This window comes from Micromonospora sp. WMMD980 (genome assembly GCF_029626035.1).
Classification (GTDB): Bacteria; Actinomycetota; Actinomycetes; order Mycobacteriales; family Micromonosporaceae; genus Micromonospora.
Genome location: NZ_JARUBE010000003.1, coordinates 1,093,705 through 1,117,186, shown reverse-complemented (window position 1 = coordinate 1,117,186; position 23,482 = coordinate 1,093,705). Strand labels below are relative to the sequence as shown.

Below are 23,482 nucleotides of genomic sequence, written 5' to 3'. Positions count from 1 at the left end.
GTACGCGTCGGCGGCACACCCATCGTCGCGTCAGTGGAAGGACCTGCCGAGAATGAGCGGTGACCCGGACCAGGCGCGGCGGCTACGGCCGGTGCCGCCCGACACCGCGACGCCGCCGACCGCCGAGGAGTTGCTGGCGCGCGTGGCGGGTGGTGACGAGGCGGCGTTCGCGTCGCTGTACGACATCGTGGTGGGCCGGGTCCTCGGGCTGACTCGCCGCGTCGTTCGCGACGCGGCGCAGGCGGAGGAGGTGACGCAGGAGGTCATGGTGGAGGTGTGGCGCACCGCCGGCCGCTTCGACGCCGGTCGTGGCTCGGCCCTGGCCTGGATTCTGACCATGGCGCACCGCCGGGTCGTGGACCGGGTGCGCTCGGAACAGGCGCACACCAGACGGACGTCACAGGTCGCCGCGGCCGAAGCGCACGTTCCCTACGACGAGGTGGTCGAGGACGTCACCGCGCGGCTGGAGCGGGAACAGGTCCGCCGGTGTCTGGGCCGGCTGACACCGGTCCAGCGGGAAGCGGTGACCCTCGCCTACTACGGCGGCCACACCTACCGCGAGGTCGCCGAGAAGCTCCGGACACCGCTGCCGACGGTGAAGACGAGGATGCGCGACGGCCTGATCCGGATGCGCGACTGCCTCGGCATCGAGATCGAGGGGCGGGCATGAGCGGCGACATCCACACCCTCGCCGGTGCGTACGCTCTCGACGCGGTCGACGACGTCGAGCGGGCGGCGTTCGAGCGGCACGTGGCCGAGTGCGAGCCGTGCCGCACCGAGGTGGCCGAGCTTCGGCAGACGGTGGCGCGGCTCGCCGACGAGACCGTCGTGGCTCCACCGCCCGGGCTGCGGGAGCGGACCCTGGCCCAGGTGGCGCGCACCCCGCAGCTGAGGGGCCGCGCCGCGGGCGCCGGACGGCGCGCAGGAAGGTGGCGACAGCTCACCGTGGCCGCAGCCGCAGCCGTTCTGGTGGCCGGCGGTGCGAGCGCGGTCACCTGGACCGTGAGCAGCGGACGGATCAGCGACGAGCGGGCGAGCGCCGACGAGGCCCGGCGCATCGCCGCCATCCTGGAGGCCCCCGACGCCCGGGTGTTCGAGCGGTCGCTGCAGCCCGGCGGCGCGGCCACCGTGGTGGTCTCGCGCGAGCGCGACCGCGGTGTGGTGCTGCTGCGCGACCTGCCCGAGCCCGGCCGCGGACGGATCTACGAGCTGTGGCTCATCCGCGGCGGCGAGCCCCGCAAGGTGGGGCAACTCGGCGAGGAAGCGAGGGCGGCGACCACTGTCGTCGGTCCGGTCGCCGGTGCGGGCACGTTCGGCGTGTCCAACGAGCCCCGAGGCGGCTCCGCCGCTCCCACGCGGATCGTCGGCACCGTCGAACTGGGCTGAGCCCGGGCGCGCCGGGCCGCAGCCGCGGCCCGCAGATTTCTCATCGCCCGTTCCCATCCGGGCCGGGAGCCGCTTCGAATCACCAGCATGGATGACGAGCTGCTCGCCGGCCGGTACCGCCGGCTCACGCCGATCGGGGACCCGGCGACCCCGAGGCGCGTCTGGTTGGCACGCGACGAGCTACTCGACCGGCACGTCGCACTCAAGCAGATCGCCCTACCGGGTTGGGTGAGCAACGCGGAACGGTCGCGCCTGCGGGACACGACGCTCGGGGAGGTACGCGCCCTGGCGAGTCTGGACCATCCGGGCGTGACCGGGATGTGGGACGCGCTCAGCACCGACGGGTACCTCTGGCTCGTCATGGAGCACGTACCCTCCCGCACCCTGTCCGAGGTGGTCGCCACCGACGGTCCGCTGGCTCCGGCCGAGGTCGCCAGGGTGGGCCTGCACCTGCTCGCCGCCCTCGACGCCGCCCACGCGGTGGGGGTGCTGCACCGGGAGGTCCGTCCGCGGAACGTGCTCCTCGCCGACGACGGGCGGGTGGTACTCGGCGGATTCGGCCTGTCGATCCTCGACAGCCGCGCCCCGGCGGCCGTCACCGCGGCGACCCTTTCGAGGCTCCAGTACGTCGCGCCGGAGCACACCCGGGACGGCAGGTCCACCCCGGCCACCGACCTGTGGGCCCTCGGCGCAACCCTCTACCTGGCCGCCGAGGGCCGGCAGCCGTGGACCCGGCCCACCACCCTCGCCACGCTCGCCGCCCTGGCCACCGAGGCACCGGACCGGATGACCGCGCTGCCGCTCGAACCCGCGATCACCGGTCTCCTGCTGCGCAATCCCCGTCAGCGCCTGTCCACCCGGGAAGCCCGCGACCGGCTTGAGCAGGTAACGGCGGCCACCTCGCCCGTCGACCCCGTGCCCACACCCCGAGCAGGCCGCCGGCAGCCCCGGGCCGCCGGTCGGCCCCGGTGGCGTCCAGCCGCCGCGGCGACCGACCCGATCTCACCGGACGCGGTCACCACCACGCCCATCGCGGTCACCGCGTCGACCACCCGCGACCGGAAGACCGGCTGGGCGTTCGCCGGCGCCGTGCTGGGCCTGATCGGAGTCGGTGCCGTCGCCGTCACGGCAGCCGGCGCGGTGACGGGCGGCTTGCGCGGCCAGGACGGCGCACCGGCGGCCGGACGGGACGACACGACGGCCGGCGCGATGCCGGCGACCGCACCGGCCCGCCCCGTCCACCTGTGCCTGAAGGACACCGCCGGCGAGGCCGAACCGCTGCGGGAACCCACCGAACCGCTGCCGCACGCCCCGCCGAAGGGGTGGGCGTGGCACCAGGACCCGGCGGGCTTCCTGATCGCGGTGCCCGAGCGCTGGACCCGGCACACCGAGGGCACGACGATCTGCTTCCGCGATCCCGCTCGGCCAGACGCCTTCGCCGTCGACCTCAGCGTCAGAGCCTCCACCATGCCATCGAAGCGATGGGAGGCCGCCGAGCGCGACCTGCTCAGGACCGGAGCGCTGTCCGGCTATCAGAAAATCAGCATCGGGCCGATCATCCGCCCGGGTGGCGCCGCCGAGTGGGAGTACACCTGCGACCAGCCCGACGGGGAGCGGTTGCACACCCGCCGGCTGCTGATCAACGACGGCCGAGCCCGCGCCTACAGCCTGTCCTGGATCACCCAGGACAGCCGGTGGACCCAGACCCGCCCGCTCCAACAGACGGCCCTCCGAAATTTTCGCCTGGTCTGAGGCGGCCGAGTGACGGTTCATGGAACGGTGTCGGGATCGACCCGACATCACGGGCAGACTCGGCGTCGTGCGCCCAGATCAGGACTGGGTCAGTACCGGTCGCGGAGGATCCTCTTCATCTGCGTGATCTCCTCCTCCTGGGACGTGACGATCTGGTCACAGAGCCGGACGATCTCCGGGTCGGTGATGTTCGACTCCGCACAGACCAGGACCGCCCGGGAGTGGTGGGGAATCATCGACTTGAGGAAGCCCTCGTTGCCCACGAACGGCTCGGTGCGTACGGCCGCGAACCCGCCGACGAACAGGGCGCCCAACACGGCGTACAGCACGATGTTGAGGCGCCGGTCGGTGAACATCTGGTGCATGACGCCCATCATGATCAGACCCATGACGGCCACCATGAGCACCGCCATGTAGAAGTTGCTCGGGTTCAGGTAGAAGTCCGACCATCGGCGGATCTGCGACAGCGTGAGGACGAACATGACCGCGAGGCTGATCAGCAGCACCAGGCCGAACCGGATGTAATTCTTCGTCATCTTTCCTCCGTCGGTCCTCGACGGCCCGTCATGCACGGGCGTCTTGTCTCCATCGGTGACACTTTCTGTGGAGGCGCGAGCTGAGGCGAGGCGCACGCCGCTGACCGTGCTCCGCCACCCTGACCGGCGCGGTGGCCGGACGGGTCCGGCCGCCGCGCGGTACTGGTCAAATCCGGCTCAGCAGGATCCGCATCGTGTCGATCTCGGTCTGCTGGGTGGTGCTGATCCGCCCGGCGAGCGCCTTGGCGTCTGCGTTGGTCCCGTGCGCGGCCTCGTCCCGCGCCATCGCGATCGCCCCTTCGTGGTGGGCGATCATCATCGACAGGATCTGCCTGTCGAATCCGTCCGGCTGCCGCCGGGCCGCCGTGGTCCATCCCCGGCATGCCGCTCCGCGTGGCGGTGGTGCCGCCCGGCGGCATCGGCGTGCCCCACTTGGTCAACCAGCGGCTCATCGCGGCGATCTCGGGTGCCCGGGCGTCCTTGGTCTGGATGGCGAGCTGCTTGACCTGAGGGTCGGCAGCCCTGGTGGCGGCCAGGTCCACCATGGCCACTACCTGCTGGTGGTGCGGGATCATCGTCCGCGCGAACATCACGTCCGCCGCGTTCTGTGCCCCAGCCCACGTGCTGTCGACCGAGGTGGTGGTGGGCGAGCGGTGGCCGCGCGGTGGTCGTCGATGCTGTCGCAGGCGACCAACGCAGCGCCGGCGGTGAGGCGCACGCCGGCCACGAGGGCACAGCGCCGAAAGGTACGGGACATGACAGACCAAGCCTTTCCAAGTCGGTGAACGTGCGCAGAGCGACTCGGGCGGGCAGCCGTGGTGCCCGCCCGCAGAGACGCTCCTATGTGCGCAGCACCGACACCGCGGCGGCGCGTTGCCCCATCCCGGGCGAGGGGGGCGGGACACGGGAACCCGCCGAGGACGGTTGGCGTCGGTCGTCGCCGGGCGCGACGCTCGCCCGTCGCAACAGCAGGGCTGCGGTCAGCGCCAGCGCCACCCCGAACGAGCCGACGATCGCCAGGCACACGGTCCACCCGGGCAGGTGCCCAGGCGCATCGCCCGGCGCGGCGGTCAGCCCGGCGCACCGGTCTCCGGCACACCCGCCGGAGACTGCCGCGCTCATCGCGGCAACCGTCTTCGCCGGCTGCATCGCCGAGTGTGGGATCGCAGGCAAGCCCCGTCCGTGGTGCCCGTCGGCCATCGCGGGCTGGTGGCCCAGGCTGTGCATCGCCGCGAGCCCGATCAGGGTGGCGGTCAGCAAGACGAAACGGACGGTCCACCCGCCCCGCCCCGCCCCGCCGAGATACCCGTCACGACTCCGACACTACCGGGCACCGGCGGGTTCGCGTCGCCGACACGTTCGGCCGGCTGCACGCGGCTGAGCCCGGGTGACTCCGTCCAGCCGCGGCCGAAAGTCCGTTAGTCTCCACCCGACGGTCGGCTACCGTCGGCGTTCGTGTCCCTAGGAGTTGACGTGCCTCTTCCCTGCCCGACCGTGCGGATCGCCACCACCGCAGACGGCGCCAGGTCCCGGATGGGCCGTGTCGGTCGCTGGTTGACCGGCCGCGTCCTCCTGCCTCGGCTCGTCCCGACCTCTCCGCGGCGGACTCCGCCGACCGAAATGCGGGGCGCCCGGCGCCACGGGGTCCTTGCCGGCCGGGCCGCGTGACGGGCGTCAGGCTGCTGGTCTTCGGGGCCAGCGGCGGCACCGGCCGGCTGGTCGTCGAGGGCGCGCTCGCCGCCGGCCACCGGGTCACGGCGGTCGCCCGCCACCTCGGCGACCTGCCAGCACACCCCGGTCTGACACTGCGGCCCGCAGACGTTCGGCAGGCCCGCGACCTCGCGGAGATCGCCTCCGCGCACGACGCCGCGATCTCCGCTCTCGGCGGCCGCGCCCGCCACCCCGCAGGCATCTATTCCGGTGGCACCCGTGCCGTCACCGAAGCCCTGCGGACAGCCGGCGTGTCCCGGTTGATCGCGGTCTCCTCCGGCGGAGTGCGGTCCGACGACCCCGGCCTGCCGCTGTGGTATCGGCTCGCCATCCCGGTGTTTCTCCGCGAACTCTACCGTGACATGTCGGTCATGGAAGATATCGTCCGTAACAGCTCGCTCGACTGGACTCTCGTCCGGTCGGCGTACCTCACCGATGGCCGCGCCCGAGGCACATACCGCGTACAGGACAGCCGCAATCCGCCCGGCGGATGGCGACTCAGCCGTGCGGACCTCGCCGCCTTTCTCCTCCAGCAGCTCACCGACACACGATGGCTCGGCCGGACTCCGACGCTGGCCTACTGACCGGAGGCACTCCGCGATCCGGCGACGCGGTCCGAAGGGCCGTCGACGCCGGATCGCGCCTCGGACGAGTGGTGATGCGGCGATCTGGCGCCACGGCCACCGCACACGGTGCTTCAGTGCCTTCACCCGCCGTCCTCGATCGGAATCGGAGCACTGTCGTGGCCGCTGCCGACACCCAGCCGCTGAAGACCCGTCTACCCGGGCGCGTGTTCGAACCCGGCGCGGACGCCTACGACCGGGCCACTAGGCCGCGGAACACGTCCGCGCGCCAGCGCCCCGCCGCCGTGGTCGTCGCGGAGACGCCGGACGACGTCGCCGGCTGCCTCCAGGCCGCCGGCGTGGCCGGTCTTCGGGTCGTCGTGCAGGCCACCGGACACGGCGCGGGCGCGGACATCGGCGACGAGGCGCTGCTGCTCGACACCTCGCGGCTGAACGCCGTGGACGTGGATCCCGACCGGCGCGTGGTGCGGGCCCAGGCGGGCGCGACCTTCGGCGCCGTCAACGACGCCGCGTACCGGCACGGCCTGCTGGCCCCGGGCGGCACCGCGCCCGACGTGGCCGTGGCCGGTTACACCGTCCACGGTGGGGTGGGTTGGCTCACCCGACCGCACGGCCTGGCCAGCGCCGCGCTCACCGCCGTGGACGTCGTCGACGGCACCGGCCGGCGCCTGCACGCCGACGGTGAGCAGCACACCGACGTGTTGTGGGCCTACCGCGGCGGCGGCGGGGTCGGCATCGCGACCGAGTTGGAGATGCGGCTGTTCCCGGCCGACGACCTGCACGCCGGCTACGTCCTGTGGGGGGTCGAGCACGCGGCGGCGGTCATCCCCGCATGGGGTACGGCGCTGTCCGCCCTGGATCCGGCCGTCACCAGCGCGATCGGGCTGCTGCACGCCCCCGACGCACCGAGCGTGCCGCAGGCGCTGCGGGGCAAGCCGGTGGTGCACCTGTCCGCCGCCACCGTCGCCGGCGAAGCCGCGATGCGGAGCCTGCGGGCGATCCTGTCCACGCTCCCCACGCCCGCGATCGACACCCTCGGCCCCTGCGACGCGGGGCGCCTGTCCATGATCCACCTGGACCCACCGACACCCGTGCCCGCCCTCGGCGAGGGACGGTGGCTCACCGGCGAAGCCGGCACACGCGCCCTCGAGATCCTCACCGCGGCCGGGGACGACTCACCACTGGGCGAGGTGGAACTACGCCACGTGGCGGTGGCCCACTCCCCCGTGCCGGGAGCCGAGACCTCCTGCCCCGGGCAGGTCCTGCTGCACGCCACCGGAGCCGCTCCGGACGCACCCACGCGGATGCGGGTGGCGTCCGCGCTGCGGGCCGTGCTGTCCGCCGCCGGGCCGGTCGACACCGGCCGCAGCGCCGCGGCCTTCCGTGACGGCCAGCCCTCCGCCCCGGACGCGCTTGCACCCGACATCCGCGCGCGCGTCGACTCCGTCCGACGAGCGATCGACCCGTACGGCATCATCACCCCGTCCCGGTCGCTTCGGTGAGGGGCGCACGGCCCGTCCCACCCGCGCCCAGCGCACCGCGGGCGGGGCGGCCGAGATGCTCGGGTGCGACCGCGCGGACCGCTACTCGAAGAACGTGAGGCTCCAGCCGGTGTCGGTGTTCGGGGCGGGGACGTTGGCCCAGTCGTGAGGTGTTCCCTTCGGCGCCGCGTGGAACATCGGCGGAAACCGCGGCCCGGCCGGAAGGCTCGAGGCGACGTCACCGCGTAGCAGCAGGAAGGTGTGGTGGCCGGGACCGTCGACGTAGCGGGTCGGATCCCAACCGGGCATCATGGTGGACCGGTTCGAGCCGAACAGACAGCCGTTGGACCTGTAACAGCCCCACACGTACGTCGGGTCGCCGCCGGCCCGCAGCCGCAGGTCGGCCAGGCAGTACCGGTCGCTCCAGCCGCCGTTGGCGGAGTAGACGATGTGCAACTGCCCGTCGGGGTCCCGAATCGGCTCGGGTCCCTCGTTGATGAAGGGGTGGCCGACCACCCGCTCCCACGGCTCTCGAGTGCTGGGAGATGACGTGGTGTCCCCCGCCCGGCGTGGTCGGGCTGCTCAACCGGGCGAGTCACGCCCCCAAACCGCACCCTCCGATGGGACTCACTGTCGGATGGCGGAGCCGTTCACGACCAGCGCCGCGGGGCGGTCCGGCACGGAGCGGGTCCCCCACCCGTGGCTGTGAGATCACTACGACCGACCAGCCGAATCAAGACTGCCTATAAGGAGGTTTGGGACCTTTTATCCGTTTACTGTTTATTTGCGCGCTTCCCGGCGCGCACGAGTGAAGGGAGCTTCGATGCGTAAAGGACTTCTGGCGGCCACGCTCGCCGGCGTCGCCACCTCCGTGGCGCTCGCCGCGCCGGCGGTGGCGGACGACGCCGACACGACGGTGACGCTGACCGTGAACGCGAGCGGCGGTCTCACGATCACCGCACCGGCGTCGGCGAACCTCGGGCAGGGCACCGAGGGCGCGACCGTCTCCGGTCAGCTCGGTCCCGTGACCGTGCTCGACCAGCGGGGTTCGCTGACCCCCAACTGGACCGCCACGGTCATCTCCACCGACTTCAAGACCGGTGGCGGCACGTCGGCCGAGACGATCCCGAACATCAACGTGGAGTACTGGTCCGGCGGCGCCACCTCGACGGCCGGCAGCGGCACGTTCACGCCCGGGCAGCTCACGGCCGCCGATCGGGTGATCATCAACGTGCCGCGGACGGCGTTCACCCACACCGGCGGATCCGGCAACAACTTCGCCACCTGGAACCCGAGCCTTCTGGTCAACATCCCGGACGGGACCGTCCAGGGCACCTACACCGGCACGGTGACACATTCGGTGGTCTGACCGCCCCGGCGGGCTGGTGCTGTCGGCCTTCGTAGCGCTGATCGCGCTCGGAGCGCCGGCGGCACCGGCCGCCGCTGGGCGAGCGCAGCAACCGGCCGGTGACGCGGATACGGGCGGGATCGGGCTGCGACTGCTGGACATACCCACCGAACGGGTCGCTGATCCACGGGCCCAGGTCTACGTCGTCGACCACGTGCGGCCGGGAGCGACGATCAGTCGACGGGTCGAGGTCCGCAACACCTCGGCCCGGCCGCTGCGGGTCGAGCTGTACGCCGGGGCCGCGTCGATCGTGGGGACCGCCTTCACCGTGCCCGAGGGCCGTAAGGGCAATGAGTTGAGCGGCTGGGTGCACCTCGGACGGAAGACGGTCGACCTCGAGCCGGACGACCGGAGGGCGGTCACTGTCGACATCGTGGTGCCGAAGAGCGCCTCGAAGGGCGAACGGTACGGCGCGATCTGGGCACAGGTGACCAGCCCGTCCGGCCGCGGTGGCAACGTCACCCAGGTCCACCGCGTCGGCGTACGCCTGTATCTCGACGTCGGTCCGGGCGGCGAGCCACCGACCGACTTCCGCATCGAGTCCGTGACGGCCCGGCCCGGCGCCGGGCGCTTCCCGGTGGTCACCGCGCACGTGGTGAACACGGGTGAGCGGGCGTTGGACATGACCGGAACGCTCACGCTCAGCAAGGACGCGGTGCGGGCCGGGCCGTTCCGTGTCAGCAGCGGGGCGACCATCCCACCCGGCGGCAGCGGTGACGTCGGCATCGAACTCGACCAGTCCCTGCCCGCGGGGCTCTGGGACGTCCGGCTGGTGCTGGCCAGCGGTACGGTCGAGCGGACCGCCGAGGGCAGGATCACGCTGCCGGTGCCGGGTACGGTCGCGATGACGGCCGGTCGGCCGGCCTGGCTGGTCTACTCCGTCGGCACGGCGACCGCGCTGGCGCTGCTCGTCGCCGCGGGGGTCTGGTATCTCTTCCGCCGCCGCACGCGAGTTAGGGTGGCACCCTCCGGCTGAGTTAGCCCCCCGAACGCGAAGTCCTCGACCCGGTCGCCTTTTCGTAGGCGACCGGGTCACACGCGTGAAATCACGCGACGGTGCACGATCGATGACTTAGAGTTACTTTCGTCTTAACCGGGAACGCGTCGAACGGGGGTTTGTCGTGGTCGTCCATCGTCACGGTGCGCGGGCCGGAGGCGGTTCGCGTCGTCGGAGCGTACTCGCCGGAGTGGCCCTGGGCGCGGCCCTCGCGACGACCGGGGCGGCGCCCGCCGCAGCTGGTGCCGGTCCGCCGCTGGCGCGGGCCCCGATCGCGGCTCACGGCCCGGTGGAGGCGCGGCCGGGCGCGGCGCCCACCTCCGGCTCGACCGATGTCATGTTCGACGTGGTGCCGGCGTCGCCGACCCGCGGCCCCACCGCCAGACCGTCACCGTCGAACGGTCCGCTGCCGGTCACCGGCACCGGCCGGCAGGCGCTGCTCGCCCTGGCCTCCGGCGTGCTGCTCACCGGCGCCGGCGTGGCGTTCGTCGCCATCGGTGTCCGGCGTCGACCCACGCGGCTCAGATGACCGAGTGGGTCACCGTCGCGCGGTAGGAGCCGACCACCAGGTCAGTCGGCAGACTTACCGAGAGGGCGGGATTCCAGGTGGCCGAGTTGGCGCCGGCCGCGCCGGTCCAAGCTGCCGCCGTCCGTGGGACGTCCAGCGGCGCGCCGAGCTGGGGCGTGAAGCTGCCGTTGCCGGTCGTCGACACCGCCGGCCCCGAGACGTACGCGACGGCAGCCGGTGCGATGATCTCGGCCGTCGAGCCCGAGCCGGCGCGGAAGGGAGTGATCGCCACGATCGCGGTCCAGGCGCCGGACCGGGGCCCGCGGTCGTCGGAGACGGTGACCGGTCCGAGGCGTCCCGTGACCGCCGGCGTGCCCGCGGCGACCGTCCCCAGTGACGCGCTGGCGGGCGCGCTGATGGTCAGCCCGGCCAGCGGGTCGACCACCAGGTCGACCGGGCGGCTGTCCCGCTGTCCGAAGGAGTCGGTCACCTCGACGGTGAAGGTGAAGCTGCCCGCGGAGGTGGGGGTGCCGGCGAGCAGGCCGCTGCCCGGGTCGAGGGTGAGCCCCGGCGGGAGCGCGCCGGCGCTCACCGACCAGCCGAAGGGCCCGGTGCCACCGACGACGGTCAGCGGATACGAGTAGGGGTCGTACTCCTTCGCGGTCGGCGGCGGCGCGAAGCTGAGGCGGGGGGCCGCCGCGGCGGTGATCGTCGCCGGCCGGTCGTCGGAGAAACCGCTGGCGTCGGTGACCCGCACCGTGAACGGGTAGCTGCCCGCCTCGCGCGGGCTGCCGGAGAGCACACCGGTGGCCGGATCGAGGGTGAGCCCGGGCGGTAGCGTCCCGGCGCTCACCGACCAGGCCAGCGGCGCCGTCCCACCGGACACGGTCAGTGCGACGCGGTAGCCGGCGCCGACCTCACCGGCCGGCGGCGGCCCGAAGGTGAGCGACGGCGGTGGGTTCGGTCTGACCGGCCCGGCGGGCGCGGAGTCCGGTCCGGTGCCGGCGGCGTTGACGGCCGCGATCCGGAAGGTGTACGTCTCGGTGGACGTCAGACCGGTGACGCTCCACGAGGTCGACGTCGCGGGCACGGTGACGGCGGTCCGCGCCACTGCATCGACGTACGGGGTGATGCGGTAGCCGGTGACGGGGGAGCCACCATCGGCGGGCGCGGTCCAGGTCAGCACGGCGGAGTTCGTGCCGGCGACGACCGAGGTGATCGTCGGCGCGGCCGGCGTGGTGTAGGGCACCACCGCGTTCGACGCGGGGCTGACCGGCCCGGTGCCGTACGCGTTCGTGGCCGCCACGCGGAACGAGTAGGAGGCGCCGACGGTGAGCCCGGTCAGCGTCCGGCTGGTGGTGGAGGCATCGAATGTCAGCGCCGGCTGCGGCACGCCGTTGCGCACCGGTGTGACGACGTATCCGGTGATCGCGCTGCCGTTGCTCACCGGGGCACTCCAGGAGACCGTCGCGGCGGCGACACCGGCGCTGGCGGTTGGCGCCGGTGGCGCGTCCGGCGCGGAGGCGTACACGTAGTTGGCCGCGCCCGCCGTTCCCCGGGTCACGACGGCGACGGTCACCGGGGCCGCCGCCGGCCGGGGCGGCATCGAGGGGATGCCGAGGGTGCCGTCCCCGTTGGTGGTGAAGCAGCCGGCGGACACGCCGCCGGGGCAGGGCAGCAGCACCACCGAGGTGCCGGCGGCCTGCTCAGCGGCCGTGCCGATGGTGATGGCGGTCGCACCGCCGAGGTTGGTGCCGCTGACGGTGACGGCGGTGCCGCCACCGACGGGACCCACCGCCGGCGCGACGGCCAAGCCGGTGGGTGCGGTCAGCGGCGTGACCGCCGTGGTGCCGCCGGAGTAGCCGGGGTTGGCGTCGACCGACGAGGCGGTGACCACCGTCGCGCTCTGCACCAGCGCGGGCGTCACACTGCTCTCGGTCACGGTGGCGACCACAGTGATCCCCGGTAGCGAGCTGCCCGCCGGGAACGGGCCGTTGCTGTTGGTGCATCTCACGGTCTGTCCGGCCGGCGGTTCGCAGACCCAGCCCGACCCGAAGGCGCCGCGCGGCAGCACACCCGGGGGCAGGGTCTGCGTCACCGAGATCGAGGCGGTCTCGGCGACCCCCGGATCGACGCCGCTGCTGATGGTGTAGGTGACCGGGTCACCGGGCTGCGGAGCCGCGCCGACGGAGCTGGTCTGCACGACCCTGAGATCCGGCACCGCGTTGAAGCTGACCACGCGGGTCGAGTCGACCTCGTGGAAGTCGGTCACCGAGCCCGTCGAGCCGACCCAGCCGAAGGCGAGTTGGCGCGGATAGCCGTCGGCGTTGAGCCAGGTCGGCGACGGATAGAGGCTCGACGCGACCACCGGCAACGCTCCGGTGAGGGTTCGGGCCGTGCCACCGACCGGGGTGAACCGGACGGCGTACTGCCCGGCGGGCACGGTGATGCCGTTGTCGGTGGTGAACGGGGACCTGGTGGTGTTGACCACCACGTCGACCGGCACCGCGGCGGCCGACCGGGTCGCCGCGCGCAGGGCGATGGCGGGCGAGGAGGTGCTGCTGGCGGTGCTGTTGACGGCGCAGTAACCCGCTCCGTTGCGGCCCGGCCCGCGGATGATCACCTGGCCCGGAACTCGTCCGCCCGTGGTGGAGATGTATGCCGGGTTCGTGCATCCGGTGCCCTGGTAGACGCTGTTGCTGAAGTTGCCGTAGACGTCCAGGCCGACGCCGAGGTAGCCGTTCGACAGACCCACACTGCGACCGGTGAACGCGGCGGAGTAGCCGAGCGAACCACCAGGCTGACCGATCACGGAAGGGGCTAGCGGGTTTGCCGGATCGACGGCCGCGAGGACGAAGGCCAAGCCGTCCGCGCCCGGGCTGCTGCCGCCGTACTGGTACGACGTGAACGAGACGTGCAGCCCCTGCGAGGTGGGCACGCTGACCGCGCCGAACACGCCGCCCTGCCGCTGGGTGCTGGCCGGCGTCAGGCGGAGCTTGCCGTTGCCCGGGGTGTCCGTGGCGCTGGGACAGCTCAGCAACGGACCGGTGCCGGTGTTCCCCGCGGCGCTGAGGCAGGCGGCGTTGGTGGCCGAGCCGGCGGGCACCCCCGGCACGGCCACCGGCCCGAGACCGTTCGCGACGTTGTTCCGGAAGGGTTGGTCGAACAGGACGGAGCCGGCGGCGGAGGCGGCAGTCGCGGTGACGACGAGCGTGACCACACTGACGGCGGCGGTGAGCACCGCGAGAATCGATGACGATCGGCGTGGGCGTGACATGTCTGCTCCTGGCTCCGGTGTTCGCTCAGTTCCCGGACAGCCTAGGGGCGCAACCGATCGAAAGTTACATAAAGGACGTATGTGAAAGTGCCCCACGCCACCCGAGAGGGGCACCCCCGGTCGCTGCGTGACCAGCACACTCGCTGGCGGAGCCCGACGCCTCCGCGGACACCGGTCAGCCGAGGTGGGCGCGCTTCATCCGTGGTACTCGTAGGTGTACTGGCCGTCGTCACCGATCGCGGGCCGGTCGGTTCCGGGTTGGGTGCGCAGCGTGTACGAAACGGTGCTGCCCCCCGGGGTGTGTTCCTGGGTGGTCGCGTGGCCGCCGGTCCAGTCCGGCGGCACCGGCACGGTGAGCACCGCCGGAAATTCCTGCTGGATACGTCTCTGTCCATCGAGTGGACCACCGAGAAACTCGACGATGTTCGCGCCCTGCATACCGGCAGCATGGCACGCCGTGGCGCGGTTCGGGGCGCAGGTCGTCCACACCGGCCGAACGGACCGGGGCGTTGCATATCGACCAGCCGCACGGCACATCCCCCCAGGGCGATCATGTCGAGCGGTCACCGCCGGGCAGGATCCGAGGGAACGGCGGCGTCGCTCACAGCGTGGCGAGGACGAAGGAGAGCACGAATCCAGCGGTCGTGCTCAACGCGACCGGGGGGCCGCCTTTCTCGTACGCTTCCGGCATGAGGGTGTCCGCGAGAGATGCCAGCACCGCCCCGGCGGCGAACGCCAGCGGCAGCGAGATGGTCTCCGGCGCGGTGTGGGACAGCGGGCCGGCGCCCAGGACCACGGCCGCGACGAGTACCGCGGCGCACACTCCCCACGTGCCGAGCACGAAGGCAATGGACCGGCCTTGTGCCCGCATCGAGGCACTGCCGACCAACGCCTCGGGAAAGTTCGACACGAAGATCGCCGCCAGCAGCGCCAGCCCACCGGTGCCCTCACCCAGCGACACACCGAGCGCGACGTTCTCGGGCACGCCGTCGAGGGTGACAGCAGCCAGCAGCGCCAAGCCGGCGGCGCCGGTGGTCGACGCGGTCGACGCGGCCCGGTCCCGAGCGGCAGCGTCCGGATCGAGCTTCTCGCTACCGTGTGGTTGCCGACGGCCGCCCTGCGCCACCCGGTCCAGTCCGGCGCTCAGCACGGTGAACACCCCCGCACCGACCACCAGCCCGATCGCGGCGCGCCAGATGCCACCCTGCTCGTAGGCGTCCTCGAACAACTCGAAGGCCAGCGCCGTGATCAACGCACCCGAGGCGAACGCGAGCAGAACGGCCAGCCACCTCTTGGGCAGCCGGATCCACACCCCGGCCGCCGCGCCCAGCAGCAGCGCGCTCGAGGCCACCATGCCGAAGACAAACGCTCTCACATGTTGCCCCTACCCAGTCCGGCACAGTGCTCAACCACACCTGACGCGCGGCGGACCGGCCCACCCATCGACGCCGCGGGCGGCGGAACACCGGCCCGGCTCCCCCCGCGACACAGCCCGCAGCGACCCGATCTGACCGCGGCCTTGCGGGCCTGGTTCGTCGTTCCGTCGTCGCCCGTAAGGACGCCAGATGCGTGGTGAGAGGATGCCCTCGGCAGACAGCCGTGATTGAGCGAGTTCGACGTGAGCGATCAGTACCGACGGGACGCGGCGCCGGACGGGCGGGACGAGTCGGAGCAGAAGCGCGCCGACCGGCACGTCGACGAACTGCTTCAGGAACTGCGGATCGCCCAGACCGAAGTGCAGATCCCCATGATCACCTACGACATGTCGCCGAACGTCACGAAGCCGGTGCCGAACGCGGACAGCGGGATCTTCCTGCACGAGTTCAGCCGGACCTGTCCGGTCCCACCGCCGGCCACGTCGACCTGTCGCACGACCACCGGTGTCCGTGCTGAGGTGGCTCGACCCCGCGGCCCAGCCGCGCATCGTGATGAGCCCGCTCCGATACCTCAGCCGTCACTGAGTGGCCGCGCCCGACGCCGGCACCGTCAGTCCTGCCTCGGGAGGCCGGCCCGGCGATTAGCCTCCGGCCCCCGCACCCCCGCCGCCTGCATCAGCGCGCTGAGCGCCACCCGCTGCTGATAGATCGCCACCCGGCCGGTGAACCGCACGTCGCCGGCCGCGGCCCGGTCGACCTCGCGGACCGCCCGCTCGGCGCAGGCGAGGCCACCTTCGGGGTCCCGGTCCGTGATGAAGTCGCGGTGCAGCAGCCGCACCGCCTGCCCGAGATGCTCGATCGAGGCCGCGAGGCCGTCCGGCACCGGCTCGCCGGTGCGCAGGACGCGCAGCACCCACCGCACCGTCTCCCGACTGTCGGCGTACGTCCGGTCGAGATGCTCGGCCGCGTGCTGGTAGCGCTGGACAACCGAGCGGCGACGGCGGCGCCAGGGTGACAGCCTGGCGACCTCTCGAGCGGCCCCGAGGATGCCGAAGCCCTCCTGCTTCGACTGCTCGACGGCGCTCAGGCGCCCCAGCGCCTCGGCCAGCCGCACGTCGTCCCCCTCGGAGAGGGCCGTGGCGGCGGCGGTCAACTGGGTGGTGAAGGCGTCCAGGGTCGTGCCCGCGGCCCGGCGCACCACGCGGACCGGATTCAGCGGCAGGAGCAGCAACGCCACCACCACGGCGGTCAGGCCACCGACCAACGCGTCGAGGGTTCGCGGCACGGCCAGGTGCTGGTGCAGCGGCGAGACGGTGCCGAGCAGCACCGCCGTGCTCGGCGGCCTGCACGATGATGGCTCCGCCGCCGCGGAAGGCGACCGCCGTGGAGATGGCGAGGGCCACCACGAAGCCGGTCTGCACAGGCCCGACCCCGATCAGGTCGATGATGACCTGCCCCACCAGCACCCCGACGATCACCCCGCCGATCAGCTCGGCGGTGCGCCGGACGCGGTTGCCCAGGGAGGCCGCCACGGTGCCGACGGCGCGGCCGGCGTGAACAGCGCCTGCTTGGCCCCCAACACGTCGTGCGCGACGTACCACGACAGCCCTGCGGCCAGCCCCGCTTGGAGGGCGACGACCAGGTAACCACGGAGCCGGTCGTAGGTGTTCCGGCCCAGTCGCCGCAGCCACGGCCGGGGCCGACCGTTGATCAGGCGTCCTTCCGGGGCGGGTCCGGGTGCTGCCCGTCGGTGCCCACGGGCTCGGACTCGCCGTCGCCGGGGACGTAACGCGAGGTGAGATGCTCGTCCGGCTGCCCGGCCTGCGCCACGGTGTGGTGCGGATCCCCGTCGGACGAGAACAGCACCGGGTCGGTCGTGACGCTCTTCTCCTGCTCTTCCTCCGGTACGGTCATCAGCTACCTCTCCCGACCGGTGACAGACCGCTCTCACGGTACGAAATCTCGGTCGGTCCGGGCGGCGGAATCCGCGAGACCGCCCGCGGTGTACCGGCCGGTCCGTCGGGTTGCCCGGCGGTTGTGCGCACCGACCGCGCGGACAGCGAGCAACTGCTGGAGGATCTCGTGCTTTCGGTCGACCGGCAGGACCTCGTCCGCCACGCGCGGACGTGAACCGCCGACGAGGAGGTCCTGGGTGGCTTGCGACGGCTGCTGCCCGATGTCGCCTTCACGACGCGGGGCGAGGTGGCCAATCGGTGGGGCCGATGATGGGGCCGCGACGGTCGCCGGTCCGCGATGTCGGTCCGGCCTGGCATGGTAGGGGGATGTGCAGAAACATCCGCGTGCTCAACAATTTCGAGCCGCCCGCGACCGAGGACGAGATCGAGGCCGCCGCACTGCAGTACGTGCGCAAGGTCAGCGGCACCACGAGACCGTCGGCAGCCAACGAGGCGGCGTTCGACGAGGCGGTCCGGGTCGTCACGGCGGCGACCCGGACCCTGCTGGACGGCCTCGTGACCAAGGCGCCTCCGCGTGACCGCGAGGTGGAGGCCGCCAAGGCCAAGGCGCGCGCGGCAGAGAGGTACGGGCCCCGGACGACCGCCTCGAACTGACGGCCGCGGACCCCGCATCGCATGGTGTCACACGCAGCGCGTACCCTCAGCGCGTGATCCGCAGGACGGCGCGTTCACCGCTGGCGGCGCTGACGGCGGTCGCAGTCGGCGTCGGCCTGGTCGGCTGCGGTTCGACCGGCCCGGCGCCGCAGTGGCGCGAGGGCTCGACGGGTCCGACCGCGGTGGCGTCCGGCACCGCGACCGCGCCGCACGTCCCGCGCGAGGTCCGGCTGGCCTTCGCCGGTGACGTGCACTTCACCGGCCGCACTCTCGGCCTGCTCGACGATCCGGCTACGACCTTCGGACCGATCGCCGCGACGTTGCGCGACGCCGACGTCACGCTGCTCAACCTGGAGACGTCGGTGACCGAGCGGGGCACCCCCCAGCCGAAGACCTACCAGTTCCGGGCCCCGAGGACCGCCTTCGCGGCGCTGCGCGCCGCCGGGGTCGACGCGGTGTCGATCGCCAACAACCACATCCTCGACTACGGCCGGCAGGGCCTCTCGGACACCCTCGACTCGGCGGCGGAAGCCCGGTACCCGGTGTTCGGCGCCGGCCACGACGCCGACGCGGCCTACGCGCCCTGGTTGACGACGGTACGCGGGCTGCGGATCGCGGTGCTCGGCATGTCGCAGGTGCACGACCTGGCCGAATCGTGGCGGGCGACGGACACCCAGTCGGGGGTGGCCATGGCGTTCGATCCCGCCCGGGCCACCGCCGCGGTGCGTGCGGCGCGGAAGCAGGCCGACCTGGTCGTCGTCTTCATGCACTGGGGCGTGGAGGGCAACTCGTGCGCGACTGGTGAGATGAAGACGTTCGCGCAACGGTTGTCCGGGGCCGGCGCGGACATCGTCGTCGGCGCGCACGCGCACACGCTGCTCGCCAACGGCTGGCTGGGCCAGACCTACGTGCACTACGGCCTGGGCAACTTCCTCTGGTACAGCACCTCGCACAGCACCGACTCCGGCGTGCTGAAACTGGTCGTCCGCGAGCGGACGGTGGTGGAGAGCCGCTTCGTCCCGGCGACGGTCTCCGGCAGCGGCCAGCCGGTTCCGGCCACCGGCGCGGGCAAGCGGCGCATCCTCGACAAGCTCGCCGCCGCGCGGGGGTGCACCGGTCTGTCGGCCCGGCGCCCTGGATAACGGCGGCCGTCGGCACACTGCCCGCCGGCGAGGTGGCGTCACAGGTCGGCTACCGCTGCCGGGGAAGCCGTTCCGCCAGGGTCATTCGCAGGTCGTCGGGCCGCCCGTCGGGCCCGCCACCAGCGCGGGCAGCATCTCCGGCTCGCGCAGGTAAGCCCGAAACGCCGGCGCGACCGCTAACGCTGTGCAGCCGCTCCACGCCGCGTGCCCCGCTGGTCCGGTCACCCGTACGGATGAGGTCTGTTCGACCGCGCCGATGTTGCCACGCGAGGCCAACAGATCCGTGAACGCGTACCGCAAGCCAGGCCCGCCGCCGCGGGCGATCACTCCGCCTGCCTGCACGGTGCAGCACGGGCCCCGCGACGCGGTGATCGGCTCGAGCCCTCAGCTCGAACTCCAGATCGTCACCTCGGCGGCATACCCGTCGTCGCCGTCGCGCCCGGTTGTCCAGGATGAGATAGAGCAGCGAGGGCACGATCGACTGGAACGGGATCATCAGGGTGGAGAGGACGACCAGGAACAGCACGCCGCAAGAGCGGAGCCGGAGGCGGGCGAAGCCATAGCCGGCAAGCACGGACAGGACGGTCGCCGTCACCACCGTGCCGGCAGCGGCCAGCGCGCTGTTCGCCACGTTGCGGAACAGGCCCGCGTCGATCAACCGGCGGTAGTTCTCCAGACTCCAGGTGTCCGGCAGATAGGTCGGCGGGCTCTGCGCGAACTCGGCGCCGCTCTTGAACGAGGCCAGCACGAGCCAGGCGACCGGAGCCACGAAGAGCAACGCCAGCAGGCCGCACACGGTGTAGATGGCGGCCGCCGGCAGCCAGGGAAGGGCGCGTCGGCGGCGGGGCCGCGGCGCGGCCGGGGCGGCGTCGACGATCACGCCGACGGACGCGCCGGATCACCGCAGCCGTGACGGCACGGGTACCTCTGCGGACTTCTTGGGCGGGAAGACCGTATCGTTGGAGCCAACTTCCCGGCCGTCGCAGCACCGGCTGGGCACGAGGAGAGACCGAGGCCGTGAACGTTGCTGACGAAGCGGAGATTCACCGGGTCGTCCTGATCCGAGATCTGGCGGCCGGCGCGCTCGGTGTCGTGGTGGCTTCGTTCGCCGCGGCGGTGGTCTTTCCTCCCGAAGACCCGGTGGGACGCGTGTTGGTGATGGCGGTCGCCTGCGGCCTGTTGGCGACGGCGCTGAGCGACTGGCGTGCGTCACTTGCCGTCGCAGTCGTGGCCGTCGGCGTGTTCGTCGGTGTCCTCGCCGACAGCGCGCCACCGGCTCCGTCTCCGTGGGGCTTCACACCGATCTTCGTGATGGCCGTGATGCTGGGTGCAGGCAACCGGTGCCTGCGCGCGCTGAGGCGCAGGGACGAGGGGCACCGCCGGCCGTAGGTCGCAGCGAACGTTTCAGGCGTGGCTGCCGGTACGATGGGTTCCGGTGCGCCGGGAAGTCTGGTCGGCAGATGACCCCGACCAGTCTTTGCGAAAGGTGCGCCTGTGATGTCCGGCCCGCAGTCACCCCCTCGTGTCCTCGGCCGCGGTTCCTGGGCCGAGGCGAGTCGCATCGCCGAGGTGCTGCGCAAGGAGACGATCGGCGGGGCACTGCTGCTGATCGCCGCCGCTGTGGCGCTGATCTGGGCCAATTCCCCGTGGGCGCACCGCTACGAGGCGATGACGGCGCTTACCGTCGGGCCTCACGCGTTGCACCTTGACCTCTCGCTGGCCACCTGGGCGGCCGACGGGCTGTTGGCGATCTTCTTCTTCGTCGCCGGTCTCGAACTCAAGCGCGAGTTCGTCGCCGGCGACCTGCATGATCCGCGCCGAGCCGCGGTACCGGTCGCCGCCGCGATCGGCGGCGTACTCGTGCCGGCACTGCTGTACGCGGTAGTGAACTCCGGTGGCGCGCTGAAAGGCTGGGCGGTACCGACCGCCACCGACATCGCGTTCGCCCTCGCCGTACTGGCGGTGATCGGCCGGCACCTGCCGACCGCGCTGCGCACCTTCCTGCTGACCCTGGCAGTGGTGGACGACCTGCTGGCGATCGTCATCATCGCGGTCTTCTACACCGCCCACCTGTCGGTGCTGCCGTTGCTGGCCGCGGCACTGCCGCTGGGCGTGTTCGCGCTGCTGGTGCAGCGGCGAGTGCGCTTGTGGTGGCTGCTCCTGCCACTGGCGTTCGCGACCTGGGCGCTCGTGCACGCCTCCGGCGTGCACGCCACCGTCGCCGGGGGGCTGCTCGCCTTCGCCGTCCCGGTGCTGCGTTCCAGGGGCACCGGGCCAGGGGTGGGTCTGGCCGAGCACTTCGAGCACCGATTCCGGCCGATCTCGGCCGGCGTCGCGGTGCCGGTGTTCGCGCTGATGTCCGCCGGCGTGGCCGTCGGCGGGCTCGACGGCCTCGCGCAGGCGCTCACCGACCCGATCGCGGTGGGCATCGTGCTCGGCTTGGTCGTCGGCAAACCGATCGGCATCCTCTTGGCGACCTGGCTCGTCGCCCGGTTCACCCGGGCTCGGTTGGACGCAGGGCTGGCCTGGATCGACGTGACCGGGCTGGCCGTGCTGGCCGGCATCGGTTTCACCGTCTCGCTGCTGATCGGCGAACTCGCCTTCGGTATCGGTAGCGACGCCGACGACCGGGTCAAGATCGCCGTGCTGGCAGGCTCCCTGATCGCCGCCACCCTCGCCATGATGATCTTGCGGGTACGGAATCGCGCGTACCGGCAGATCTACGAGGCCGAGCGGGTCGACCATGACCATGACGACGTTCCCGACGTCTACCAGAGATAGGTCCACCGCGAGTGGAGCCGCCCATGCGACATCGGTGCGATCAGCGCGTTGCCCCGAGCGTATCGTCGGGGCATGCGCGCTAGCGATGTGGCGATCTCCATGGACACCGTCACCGAGGACATGCCGGCCCGAGAGGCCGCCCGAATCCTGGCCGCGCAGGATCTGCCCGGCCTGATCGTGGTGGACACCGCAGGCCGCCCGTCGACGGTGCTGGCCGGCACGCAGGTGCTGCGGATGGCGCTGCCGTCCTACTGTCAGGACGATCCGGCGCTGGCGCGGGTGATCGACGAGGCCGCCGCCGATGTGGTCCTGGCGGGGATCGGTAACCGCACCGTCGCGGACCTGCTCCCCCGCAACCGTCCGGGTCTGCCGGCGGTCAGCGCCGACGCCACCCTGCTCGAGGTCGCCTCGGTGATGGCCCGGACGAACGTGCCGCTGGTCGCGGTCGTGGACCGCGACCGGGTGATGACCGGGGCCATCACCCTCGACGGGCTGCTCGACCGGATCCTCGGCACCTGAGCGTCAGAAGAACCGCAGCCACAGGTACGGCACCGCGATCGCCACCGATATCACGGTCACGATCAGGCCGTACTTGGTGAACCCCCAGAACGTGATCTTGTGCCCGGCCCGGTCCGCGATGCCGAGCACCACCACGTTCGCCGAGGCGCCCACGGCAGTGGCGTTGCCGCCGAAGTCAGCGCCGATGGCGAGCGCCCACCACAGCACCTGAGCCTTGTCGAGCCCGCCCTCGGCGTTCACCAACTCGCTCACGATCGGGCTCATCGTCGCCACGTACGGAATGTTGTCCACGATCGCCGACAACCCCGCCGACGCCCACAACAGCAACAGGGTCGCCGGCCAGAGCTTGCCCTCGACGGCCTCGGTCGCCGACCGGGCGATGCTGTCGATCACCCCGGTGGCCACCAGGGCGCCGACCATGACGAACAGGCCGGCGAAGAACACCAGCGTCGGCCACTCGACGTCCTTGGCCACCTCGCCCGCGTCCAGCCGGGACAACACCAGCAGCAGCAGCCCACCGAGCAGCGCCACCACCGACGGCTCCAGGTGCAGCACGGTGTGCAGGCTGAACGCGAGCAGCACCGCGCCGAGGACCACCAGGCTGATCACCACGAGGCGGCGGTCGCGAATCGCGTCCGCCTCGCGCAGCGCCATCACCCGCGCGGCACGCTCGGCGTCATACCGGAACGCCCGGCGGAACATGATCCGGCACAGGCCGACGAACACGACGAGCACGATCAGCACCAGCGGGGCCATGACGTTCAGGAAATCGGTGAAGCTCAACCCCGACCGGCTGGCGATGATGATGTTCGGGGGATCGCCCACCAGGGTGGCCGCGCCACCGATGTTGGACGCCATCACCTCGGCGATCAGAAAGGGGATCGGCGGCACGTCGAGCCGCTCGCAGACCAGCAGCGTCACCGGCGCCACCAGCAGCACCGTGGTGACGTTGTCCAGCGCCGCCGACACCACGGCGGTCACGACCACCAGGATCACCATGATCGGGAATGGCCGGCCCCGCGCCTTCTTGGCGCTCCAGATCGCCAGGTACTCGAACAGACCGGTCCGTTTCAGCACGCCGACGATCAGCATCATGCCCAGCAGCAGGAAGATGACGTTCCAGTCGATCCCCGCCTCTTCGGAGAAGAACGCGTGCTCGGCATCGGTCGCCCCGATCGCCAGCATGATCGACGCACCGCCCACCGCCACCGTCACCCGGTCGATCTTTTCGGTGGCGATGAGGACGTAGGCGGCGGCGAACACGACCACCGCCATCCAGGCCAGGGTGCTCATGAGGCGCCTCTCCGGTTCTGGTCAGCCGTCACCGCGACGCCGACCAGGCTTCCCGGCACACCTGAGATCAACCTATCAGGCATGCCGGTCAACCACCGTTCCGCACGGGGTCCTCGGCTTCGGGCCCTCGCGGTGGTCGACGCGCGGCGCTGCCCGATGTCG

The 23,482-nt window shown here is 72.1% G+C and carries 24 protein-coding genes and 2 pseudogenes; 13 read left to right on the top strand and 13 right to left on the bottom strand.

Annotated features, from left to right (window positions below; translation table 11 throughout):
* Nucleotides 1-52: 52 nt before the first annotated feature.
* The 3 genes from sigK (at nt 53) to O7618_RS05710 (ending at nt 3,138) form a co-directional block, all read left to right on the top strand.
* The gene (gene sigK / locus O7618_RS05720; RefSeq protein ID WP_278104906.1) at nt 53-670 is read left to right on the top strand and encodes an ECF RNA polymerase sigma factor SigK; all 618 of its coding nucleotides are present in this window, start codon (nt 53-55) and stop codon (nt 668-670) included.
* Nucleotides 667-1,386: an anti-sigma factor gene (locus O7618_RS05715; RefSeq protein WP_278104905.1), complete on the top strand. Its 720-nt coding sequence runs from the start codon at nt 667-669 to the stop codon at nt 1,384-1,386. Before sigK ends, O7618_RS05715 begins: the two co-directional genes overlap by 4 nt.
* A gap of 87 nt (nt 1,387-1,473) precedes the next feature.
* Entirely contained in the window at nt 1,474-3,138 is a 1,665-nt protein-coding gene (locus tag O7618_RS05710; protein WP_278104904.1) for a protein kinase, read from the top strand.
* A gap of 89 nt (nt 3,139-3,227) precedes the next feature.
* Here the strand turns inward: O7618_RS05710 and O7618_RS05705 are convergent, their stop codons facing one another.
* From O7618_RS05705 to O7618_RS05690, 4 genes and pseudogenes are all read right to left on the bottom strand, one after another.
* A complete protein-coding gene (locus O7618_RS05705; protein ID WP_278104903.1) occupies nt 3,228-3,674 on the bottom strand; it encodes a DUF305 domain-containing protein in 447 nt (148 codons plus the stop codon).
* A gap of 166 nt (nt 3,675-3,840) precedes the next feature.
* Nucleotides 3,841-4,014, bottom strand: a pseudogene (locus O7618_RS05700) (DUF305 domain-containing protein); the annotation flags it as partial.
* Nucleotides 4,015-4,102: 88 nt separating this feature from the next.
* Nucleotides 4,103-4,219, bottom strand: a pseudogene (locus O7618_RS05695) (DUF305 domain-containing protein); the annotation flags it as partial.
* 295 nt (nt 4,220-4,514) lie between these two features.
* Complete coding sequence (locus tag O7618_RS05690; protein ID WP_278104902.1) at nt 4,515-4,934, bottom strand: hypothetical protein; 420 nt, start codon at nt 4,932-4,934, stop codon at nt 4,515-4,517.
* Between the two features lie 404 nt (nt 4,935-5,338).
* Here O7618_RS05690 and O7618_RS05685 point away from each other — a divergent pair, with 404 nt between their 5' ends.
* Both O7618_RS05685 and O7618_RS05680 read left to right on the top strand, forming a co-directional pair.
* The gene (locus O7618_RS05685) at nt 5,339-5,968 is read left to right on the top strand and encodes an NAD(P)H-binding protein (protein ID WP_216928008.1); all 630 of its coding nucleotides are present in this window, start codon (nt 5,339-5,341) and stop codon (nt 5,966-5,968) included.
* Between the two features lie 158 nt (nt 5,969-6,126).
* Nucleotides 6,127-7,470, top strand: coding sequence for an FAD-dependent oxidoreductase (locus O7618_RS05680; protein ID WP_278104901.1), 1,344 nt, complete (start codon nt 6,127-6,129; stop codon nt 7,468-7,470).
* 81 nt (nt 7,471-7,551) lie between these two features.
* Here the strand turns inward: O7618_RS05680 and O7618_RS05675 are convergent, their stop codons facing one another.
* Entirely contained in the window at nt 7,552-7,965 is a 414-nt protein-coding gene (locus tag O7618_RS05675; RefSeq protein WP_278104900.1) for a hypothetical protein, read from the bottom strand.
* Nucleotides 7,966-8,272: 307 nt separating this feature from the next.
* On the opposite strand from O7618_RS05675, the gene O7618_RS05670 reads away from it, so the two are divergent.
* From O7618_RS05670 to O7618_RS05660, 3 genes are all read left to right on the top strand, one after another.
* On the top strand, nt 8,273-8,818 hold the full coding sequence (locus O7618_RS05670) for a hypothetical protein (RefSeq protein ID WP_278104899.1): 546 nt from the start codon (nt 8,273-8,275) through the stop codon (nt 8,816-8,818).
* A 16-nt stretch (nt 8,819-8,834) separates the two neighbouring features.
* Nucleotides 8,835-9,833 (top strand): hypothetical protein, encoded by a 999-nt coding sequence (locus O7618_RS05665; RefSeq protein WP_278104898.1) that lies wholly within the window; start codon nt 8,835-8,837, stop codon nt 9,831-9,833.
* 211 nt (nt 9,834-10,044) lie between these two features.
* Nucleotides 10,045-10,383, top strand: a complete 339-nt coding sequence (locus O7618_RS05660; RefSeq protein WP_278104897.1) for a hypothetical protein — start codon at nt 10,045-10,047, stop codon at nt 10,381-10,383.
* On the opposite strand, the gene O7618_RS05655 is transcribed toward O7618_RS05660, so the two are convergent.
* From O7618_RS05655 to O7618_RS05630, 6 genes are all read right to left on the bottom strand, one after another.
* Nucleotides 10,376-13,639 carry a putative Ig domain-containing protein gene (locus O7618_RS05655; protein WP_278104896.1) on the bottom strand — a complete coding sequence of 1,088 codons (3,264 nt, stop codon included), beginning with the start codon at nt 13,637-13,639 and terminating at the stop codon, nt 10,376-10,378. The genes O7618_RS05660 and O7618_RS05655 overlap by 8 nt on opposite strands.
* 195 nt (nt 13,640-13,834) lie before the next feature.
* Nucleotides 13,835-14,077, bottom strand: coding sequence for a hypothetical protein (locus tag O7618_RS05650; RefSeq protein WP_278104895.1), 243 nt, complete (start codon nt 14,075-14,077; stop codon nt 13,835-13,837).
* A 163-nt stretch (nt 14,078-14,240) separates the two neighbouring features.
* Nucleotides 14,241-15,014 carry a hypothetical protein gene (locus O7618_RS05645; RefSeq protein ID WP_278104894.1) on the bottom strand — a complete coding sequence of 258 codons (774 nt, stop codon included), beginning with the start codon at nt 15,012-15,014 and terminating at the stop codon, nt 14,241-14,243.
* 380 nt (nt 15,015-15,394) lie between these two features.
* Complete coding sequence (locus tag O7618_RS05640) at nt 15,395-15,517, bottom strand: hypothetical protein (protein ID WP_278104893.1); 123 nt, start codon at nt 15,515-15,517, stop codon at nt 15,395-15,397.
* A 108-nt stretch (nt 15,518-15,625) separates the two neighbouring features.
* Nucleotides 15,626-16,342, bottom strand: a complete 717-nt coding sequence (locus O7618_RS05635; RefSeq protein ID WP_278104892.1) for a hypothetical protein — start codon at nt 16,340-16,342, stop codon at nt 15,626-15,628.
* Between the two features lie 383 nt (nt 16,343-16,725).
* The gene (locus O7618_RS05630; protein WP_278104891.1) at nt 16,726-16,929 is read right to left on the bottom strand and encodes a hypothetical protein; all 204 of its coding nucleotides are present in this window, start codon (nt 16,927-16,929) and stop codon (nt 16,726-16,728) included.
* A 368-nt stretch (nt 16,930-17,297) separates the two neighbouring features.
* On the opposite strand from O7618_RS05630, the gene O7618_RS05625 reads away from it, so the two are divergent.
* Nucleotides 17,298-17,585, top strand: a complete 288-nt coding sequence (locus tag O7618_RS05625) for a DUF2277 domain-containing protein (RefSeq protein ID WP_278104890.1) — start codon at nt 17,298-17,300, stop codon at nt 17,583-17,585.
* A 53-nt stretch (nt 17,586-17,638) separates the two neighbouring features.
* On the top strand, nt 17,639-18,727 hold the full coding sequence (locus O7618_RS05620) for a CapA family protein (protein ID WP_278104889.1): 1,089 nt from the start codon (nt 17,639-17,641) through the stop codon (nt 18,725-18,727).
* A 49-nt stretch (nt 18,728-18,776) separates the two neighbouring features.
* Here O7618_RS05620 and O7618_RS05615 read toward each other — a convergent pair whose 3' ends face one another.
* Entirely contained in the window at nt 18,777-19,607 is an 831-nt protein-coding gene (locus tag O7618_RS05615) for a hypothetical protein (RefSeq protein ID WP_278104888.1), read from the bottom strand.
* A 137-nt stretch (nt 19,608-19,744) separates the two neighbouring features.
* On the opposite strand from O7618_RS05615, the gene O7618_RS05610 reads away from it, so the two are divergent.
* The 3 genes from O7618_RS05610 to O7618_RS05600 all read left to right on the top strand — a co-directional run bounded on the left by O7618_RS05610 (nt 19,745) and on the right by O7618_RS05600 (nt 22,027).
* Entirely contained in the window at nt 19,745-20,116 is a 372-nt protein-coding gene (locus O7618_RS05610) for a hypothetical protein (RefSeq protein ID WP_278104887.1), read from the top strand.
* 108 nt (nt 20,117-20,224) lie between these two features.
* Nucleotides 20,225-21,508: a Na+/H+ antiporter NhaA gene (nhaA, locus tag O7618_RS05605; protein WP_278104886.1), complete on the top strand. Its 1,284-nt coding sequence runs from the start codon at nt 20,225-20,227 to the stop codon at nt 21,506-21,508.
* 72 nt (nt 21,509-21,580) lie between these two features.
* Nucleotides 21,581-22,027 carry a CBS domain-containing protein gene (locus O7618_RS05600; protein WP_278104885.1) on the top strand — a complete coding sequence of 149 codons (447 nt, stop codon included), beginning with the start codon at nt 21,581-21,583 and terminating at the stop codon, nt 22,025-22,027.
* Between the two features lie 3 nt (nt 22,028-22,030).
* Here the strand turns inward: O7618_RS05600 and O7618_RS05595 are convergent, their stop codons facing one another.
* On the bottom strand, nt 22,031-23,320 hold the full coding sequence (locus tag O7618_RS05595) for an ArsB/NhaD family transporter (RefSeq protein WP_278104884.1): 1,290 nt from the start codon (nt 23,318-23,320) through the stop codon (nt 22,031-22,033).
* Nucleotides 23,321-23,482 lie beyond the last annotated feature (162 nt).

What these genes read in the sequence shown, in the direction of transcription:
- O7618_RS05625 (WP_278104890.1), top strand. Translation starts at nt 17,298, where the DNA reads ATGTGCAGAAACATCCGCGTGCTCAACAATTTCGAGCCGCCCGCGACC.
- O7618_RS05710 (WP_278104904.1), top strand. Translation starts at nt 1,474, where the DNA reads ATGGATGACGAGCTGCTCGCCGGCCGGTACCGCCGGCTCACGCCGATC.
- O7618_RS05670 (WP_278104899.1), top strand. Translation starts at nt 8,273, where the DNA reads ATGCGTAAAGGACTTCTGGCGGCCACGCTCGCCGGCGTCGCCACCTCC.
- O7618_RS05595 (WP_278104884.1), bottom strand. Translation starts at nt 23,320, where the DNA reads ATGAGCACCCTGGCCTGGATGGCGGTGGTCGTGTTCGCCGCCGCCTAC.
- sigK (WP_278104906.1), top strand. Translation starts at nt 53, where the DNA reads ATGAGCGGTGACCCGGACCAGGCGCGGCGGCTACGGCCGGTGCCGCCC.
- O7618_RS05715 (WP_278104905.1), top strand. Translation starts at nt 667, where the DNA reads ATGAGCGGCGACATCCACACCCTCGCCGGTGCGTACGCTCTCGACGCG.
- O7618_RS05650 (WP_278104895.1), bottom strand. Translation starts at nt 14,077, where the DNA reads ATGCAGGGCGCGAACATCGTCGAGTTTCTCGGTGGTCCACTCGATGGA.
- O7618_RS05600 (WP_278104885.1), top strand. Translation starts at nt 21,581, where the DNA reads ATGCGCGCTAGCGATGTGGCGATCTCCATGGACACCGTCACCGAGGAC.
- O7618_RS05655 (WP_278104896.1), bottom strand. Translation starts at nt 13,639, where the DNA reads ATGTCACGCCCACGCCGATCGTCATCGATTCTCGCGGTGCTCACCGCC.
- O7618_RS05630 (WP_278104891.1), bottom strand. Translation starts at nt 16,929, where the DNA reads ATGACCGTACCGGAGGAAGAGCAGGAGAAGAGCGTCACGACCGACCCG.
- nhaA (WP_278104886.1), top strand. Translation starts at nt 20,225, where the DNA reads ATGTCCGGCCCGCAGTCACCCCCTCGTGTCCTCGGCCGCGGTTCCTGG.
- O7618_RS05705 (WP_278104903.1), bottom strand. Translation starts at nt 3,674, where the DNA reads ATGACGAAGAATTACATCCGGTTCGGCCTGGTGCTGCTGATCAGCCTC.